This window comes from Methylobacterium sp. CCH5-D2 (assembly GCF_001556475.1).
GTDB lineage: Bacteria > Pseudomonadota > Alphaproteobacteria > Rhizobiales > Beijerinckiaceae > Methylobacterium > Methylobacterium hispanicum.
This window is the reverse complement of sequence record NZ_LSIX01000160.1, coordinates 1-5,474: the sequence shown is the minus strand read 5'-3', so window position 1 is coordinate 5,474 and position 5,474 is coordinate 1. Positions and strand designations below refer to the sequence as shown.

Genomic DNA, 5,474 nt, shown 5'->3' with positions numbered 1-5,474 from the left:
CCTCTACGGCGGCTACGGCTATCCGGGCTACGGCTACGACGACGGCTATTACGGCGGCTACGCCCCGGCGGGTTACGGCTACGCCCCGGTGAACTACGGCTATGCCGAGACCGACGGCTCGGCCGAGGAGGCCTGCGCGCGCCGCTTCCGCACCTACGACCCGCGGACCGGCACCTACATCGCCAAGGGCGGCGTGCGCCGCGCCTGCCCCTGAGCCGACGGACCCGCTCGACGCGCGGACGGCCCCGCACGCGACGGCGTGCGGGGCCGCTTCTTCGTGCGAGGCCCCGATCCGAGGCGATGAGAAGGACGCGCGATGACCGCGGAGGCCGTACAGACCCTCAACCGAGCCCGGGCGAGCCTCGCGCGGGCGCGCGACGGGCTGGCCCGCCGCATCGCCGGCATGGATCCCTCGCCCGTCACCATGGCCGAGGACCTCACGCGGATCCTGGTGGCGATCGAGGCCGTGGACCGGGCCCTGACCGCGGAGGGCCACCCCTACATGCCGCCCGACCTCGCCGCGGGCTGAGCGGGCGCGCCCGCCTCAGCCGCCCGTCACGCTCATGTGGCGCGGCACCGCCGCCTTGCGCTGGCGCTCGATGACGAAGTCGTGCCCCTTCGGCTTGCGGGCGATCGCGTCGATCACCGCCTGCGTCACCAGCGCGTCGTCGGGCGAGGCGCGGAGCGCCGCGCGCAGGTCCGCCGCGTCCTCCTGGCCGAGGCACATGTAGAGCTTGCCGGTACAGGTCAGGCGCACCCGGTTGCAGCTCTCGCAGAAATTGTGGGTCAGCGGCGTGATGAAGCCGAGCCGCCCGCCCGTCTCCTCGACCCGGACGTAGCGGGCCGGACCGCCGGTGCGGTCGGGCAGCGGGGTCAGGGTCCAGCGCTCCTCGAGGCGCGCGCGGGCCACCGAGAGCGGCAGGAACTGGTCGGTGCGGTCGCCCTCGACCTCGCCGAGCGGCATCACCTCGATCAGCGTCATCTCCATGCCGAGCCCGTGGGCCCAGGCGATCATGTCGGCGATCTCGTGCTCGTTGACGCCCTTCAGCGCCACCGCGTTGATCTTCACCTTGATCCCCGCCTCGCGCGCCGCCGCGATCCCGTCGAGCACGACCTTCAGGTCGCCGCGCCGGGTGATCGCCCGGAACTTGTCCGGGTCGAGGGTGTCCAGCGAGACGTTGACCCGGCGCACGCCGAGGTCGGCGAGCTCACCCGCGAAGCGCCCGAGCTGCGTGCCGTTGGTGGTCAGCGTCAGCTCCTGCAGCGCCCCCGAATCGAGGTGGCGCGAGAGCCGCCGGAACAGGTGCAGGATGTCGCGCCGGACCAGGGGCTCGCCGCCCGTGATGCGAAGCTTGCGCACGCCCCGCGCGATGAACACGCCGCAGAGCCGGTCCAGCTCCTCCAGCGTGAGCAGGTCGCGCTTGGGCAGGAAGTTCATCTCCTCCGCCATGCAGTAGACGCAGCGCAGGTCGCAGCGATCCGTGACGGAGATGCGCAGATAGGTGATCGCCCGCTGGAACGGGTCGATCAGCGGCGTCACGGGCGCGGCGGTGTCGGTACGCGGACCCCACATACGGAACTCGGTGCTCTGCGGCGTGGCGGGCGATACGTCGGGTGACGAACCTGGCATGCCTTGGCATATGAGGGGATGCGCGCCGCGGAGCAAGCGTGGGCGCGGAACGCTTCCAGGGAGATTGGACCGTGAGCGAGGAACGCTGGCCCACCGAGATCCGCCTGTCCGCGGACAGGCGCGTCCTCAAACTGGCCTTCGACGACGGAGGGCGCTTCGACCTGCCGGCCGAGTACCTGCGGATCTCGAGCCCGTCCGCCGAGGTGCAGGGTCACTCGCCGGCCGAGCGCAAGGTCATCGGCGGCAAGCGCAACGTCGAGATCCTATCGGTGCAGCCGGTGGGCAACTACGCGGTGAAGCTCGCCTTCGACGACATGCACGACACCGGCATCTACGGCTGGGGCTACCTGCACGAGCTGGGCGCGCAGTACGGCGACCGCTGGCAGACCTACCTGAAGGAGCTGGCCGAGCGCGGCCTCGACCGCGACAGGCGGGGACAGGCCGACCTCAAGGCCAAGGCGGCCGGCGGTGGATGCGGCGGCGGCTCCTGCGGCTGCCACTGAGAACGCCCCCGCGCGATCGCGAGGGCTCCCCCTCTCCCCGCGCAGCGGGGAGAGGGGATCCGACGAACTCCGTGCGCGTGCGCGAAAAAAGGCCTGCGTCGCCGCCGGCCCGCTCAGAATGGATGCGTCCGGCGCTCAGCGCTGGACGATGACCTTCGTGCCCACCTTCGTGCGGGTGTAGAGGTCGGTGACGTCCTCGTTGGTCATGCGGATGCAGCCCGACGAGACGGCGGTGCCGATGCTCTCCGGCTCGTTCGAGCCGTGGATGCGGTAGATGGTGCCGCCGAGATACATCGCGCGAGCGCCGAGCGGGTTCTCGATGCCGCCCTTCATGTAGCGCGGCAGGTCGGGCCGGCGGCGCAGCATCGTGGCGGGCGGGCGCCAATCCGGCCACTCGCGCTTCATCGTGATGGTCTGCACGCCGCCCCAGGTGAAGCCCGGGCGGCCGACGCCGACGCCGTAGCGCAGGGCCTGGCCGCCGCCGAGCACGTAGTAGAGCCGCCGCTCGGCCGTCGACACCACGATGGTGCCGGCGCCGTAGGGACCGTTATAGGCCACCGTCTCGCGCGGGATCGCCGACATCTGCGGGACCGCGGAGGCCAGCGGGTCGGCGGCGTTGAGCGAGGCGTTGGAGACCGGCACGGCCACGGTCTCGACCGCCTGCGGGCGCACGCGCACCGTGAGGGCGTTGTCGAGGGGCTGGCGGGTCAGCGGATCGATCTCGTAGGCGAGCGCGGGCGAGGCCCAGGCCGCGGCGGCGCAGGCGAGCCCGGCGAGGGCGGTGGCGGAACGACGCATCGAGGTCTCTCGAAGGCAGGCGGGAAGGTGCGGGACGCGACAGGTTGGTCGGCACGCACGATGGCGCGCGACGTCTCGCCAACGGGTAAACGACGCGCGCGCAAAGCCAAGCTTCAAACCTGCTCCGGCCGCGCTTCCGCCGGCCTCGTGACCCCGTGGCAACACTGTGGCAGCTTGGCCGTAAGACGGGAATAAACGGCCGCGTGCGGCTGAACGAGCGACATCGACCGCATATCGTATACAATTTTCACGCGAACCGGGCTGCCCCGCGAACCGAATCACGGTTGAGTGATCGCGCCCGTCCCCTGAGACCGCGGGCCACCTTTCGAGCGCGCGCTTCTCCCGCGACCCTTTCGCGGAGGAGCGCGCGTCTTTTGTGTGCTCAGGCGTCCAGGCCGAGGTCGATGATCGCGGCGCTGTGGGTGATCCAGCCGCAGGAGATCAGGTCCACGCCCGAGGCCGCGACCGCGCCGACCGTCTCACGGGTGATGCGGCCCGAGGCCTCGGAGAGGGCCCGCCTGTCGATCATCGCGACCGCGCGGCCGAGCGTGTCCGGATCCATGTTGTCGAGCAGAACCGCGTCGGCGCCGACCGAGAGCGCCTCCTCCAGCTGGGCCAGGGTGTCGACCTCGACCTCGATCTTCACGAGATGGCCGGCGCGCGCGCGGGCCCGCTCGATCGCCGGCACGATGCCGCCCGCCACCGCGACGTGGTTGTCCTTGATCAGCACTGCGTCGTCGAGGCCGAAGCGGTGGTTCGAGCCGCCGCCGGCCCGCACCGCGTGCTTCTCCAGCGCGCGCAGGCCCGGCGTCGTCTTGCGGGTGCAGACGATCGCGGCCTTGCCGTGGGGACGCGCGGCCTCGACGAGGCCCGCGGTGGCGGTGGCCACGCCCGAGAGGCGGCAGAGCAGGTTGAGGGCGACGCGCTCGGCGGTGAGTACGGCGCGGGCCGGCCCGGCGAGGCGCAGCACCGTGTCGCCCGGCGCGACGCGGGCGCCGTCCGGCCGCTCGACCGCGACGGAGACCGCCGGATCGATCAGCTCGAAGGCGATGCGGGCGCAGTCCACGCCCGCGATCACGCCGTGCTGGCGGGCCGCGATCACGCCCTCGAGGCGGGCCTCGGGCGGCACGATCGCGTCCGTGGTGATGTCGCCGGCCCGGCCGAGATCCTCCAAGAGGGCGGCGCGCACGACGGGCTCCACTAGGAGCCGCGGGAGAGGGAGAAGGTCGCTCATCGGGCCAGGGCCTCCGCGGCCTCGCGGGCCGCCGGTTCGGTCTCGGCGAGCACGGCGCCGAGGGTGGTCTCGCTGTGGCGGGCGGGCACCTGTCCGCCGAAGTCGCTGCGCCAGTGCGCCCCGCGGCTCTCCCGCCGGCCGAGCGCGGCGTGCGCGACGAGGAGCGCGACGAGGGCGGCGTCGCATGTGGCCGCCCGCGGCGCGAGCCGGGCGACGGCCTCGGTGAGGCCCGCCTCGTCCCGCACCACGCCGACCCGGGCCTCCATCAGGGCGCGGATCGGGGCGAGGTCGGCTGGCGGTCGGGGCGCGCCCGTCTGCGGCCGCGCGGGGCCCGGCGCCGCCGCGAGCCCGTCCGCGATGAAGTTCGCGATGAAGCCCGCGAAGGCCAGCCCTTCGAGGAGCGAGTTGCTGGCGAGCCGGTTCGCCCCGTGCAGCCCCGTGGAGGCGACCTCGCCGCAGGCGTAGAGGCCCGGCACCGAGGTGGCGCCGTGGGCGTCCACCTTCACGCCGCCCATGTGGTAGTGGGCCGCCGGCCGCACGGGAATCGCCTGCACGGCCGGGTCGATGCCCGCCGCCGCGCAGAGCGCCGCCACGGTGGGGAAGCGGGCGGCCATGCGGTGGCCGAGCGCGCCGCGCGTGTCGAGATGGACGCTCCGGCCCCGGGCCAGCGCCCCGAAGATGCCGCGCGCCACCACGTCCCGGGGGGCGAGGTCGCCGCCCGCGACGCCGGCCATCACCGGCTCGCCGTGCTCGTCCACGAGCCGGGCCCCCTCCCCCCGCAGCGCCTCGGTGGCGAGCGGCATCGGGTCGGCGCCGGCCGCGATGGCGGTCGGGTGGAACTGCACGAACTCCATGTCGCGCATCACCGCCCCGGCACGCGCCGCGAGCGCGAGGCCGCGGCCGGTGGCGCCGCGCGGGTTGGTGGTGGCCGCGTAGAGCGCGCCGAGCCCGCCGGTGGCCAGAACCACGGCGCGGGCCGGGATGCGGAAGGGCACGCCGTCCCGCTCGCAGACCACGCCCGCCACCGCGCCGTGCCCGTCGCGGAGGAGGTCACGGACCGTGGCGACCACGACCTCGACGGAGGGCGCACCCTGCACCGCCCGGACCAAGCCCTCGAGGACGCGCGCGCCCGTGGCGTCGCCGCCCGCGCGAACGATGCGCCGCCGGCCGTGGGCCGCCTCGAGGCCGAGGGCGAGCGCCCCGTCCTCCGCCCGGTCGAAGGCGACGCCGACGCGGACGAGCCAGTCGATCAGGCGCGGCCCCTCGGCGGCGACGCGCGCCGCGACCTCGGGCTCGCCGAGGCTGGCGC

7 protein-coding genes are annotated in these 5,474 nt (G+C 73.9%); 3 read left to right on the top strand and 4 right to left on the bottom strand.

What is annotated here, in order from left to right:
* Together AX737_RS03685 and AX737_RS03680 are read left to right on the top strand one after the other, a co-directional pair.
* Window positions 1-214: BA14K family protein (locus tag AX737_RS03685; RefSeq protein ID WP_197430448.1), on the top strand; the 214-nt coding region annotated here is incomplete at its 5' end.
* A 102-nt stretch (window positions 215-316) separates the two neighbouring features.
* On the top strand, window positions 317-529 hold the full coding sequence (locus AX737_RS03680; protein WP_066919087.1) for a hypothetical protein: 213 nt from the start codon (window positions 317-319) through the stop codon (window positions 527-529).
* A gap of 15 nt (window positions 530-544) precedes the next feature.
* Here the strand turns inward: AX737_RS03680 and moaA are convergent, their stop codons facing one another.
* A complete protein-coding gene (gene moaA, locus AX737_RS03675) occupies window positions 545-1,573 on the bottom strand; it encodes a GTP 3',8-cyclase MoaA (protein ID WP_066919085.1) in 1,029 nt (342 codons plus the stop codon).
* Between the two features lie 128 nt (window positions 1,574-1,701).
* On the opposite strand from moaA, the gene AX737_RS03670 reads away from it, so the two are divergent.
* Window positions 1,702-2,133, top strand: coding sequence for a DUF971 domain-containing protein (locus AX737_RS03670; RefSeq protein WP_066919089.1), 432 nt, complete (start codon window positions 1,702-1,704; stop codon window positions 2,131-2,133).
* A 135-nt stretch (window positions 2,134-2,268) separates the two neighbouring features.
* Here the strand turns inward: AX737_RS03670 and AX737_RS03665 are convergent, their stop codons facing one another.
* From AX737_RS03665 to AX737_RS03655, 3 genes are all read right to left on the bottom strand, one after another.
* A complete protein-coding gene (locus AX737_RS03665; protein WP_066919083.1) occupies window positions 2,269-2,931 on the bottom strand; it encodes a L,D-transpeptidase in 663 nt (220 codons plus the stop codon).
* Window positions 2,932-3,313: 382 nt separating this feature from the next.
* Window positions 3,314-4,165, bottom strand: a complete 852-nt coding sequence (nadC, locus tag AX737_RS03660) for a carboxylating nicotinate-nucleotide diphosphorylase (protein WP_066919081.1) — start codon at window positions 4,163-4,165, stop codon at window positions 3,314-3,316.
* The coding region (locus AX737_RS03655) for an FAD-binding protein (protein ID WP_066919080.1) at window positions 4,162-5,474 on the bottom strand (1,313 nt) is incomplete at its 5' end. The genes AX737_RS03655 and nadC, both read right to left, overlap by 4 nt.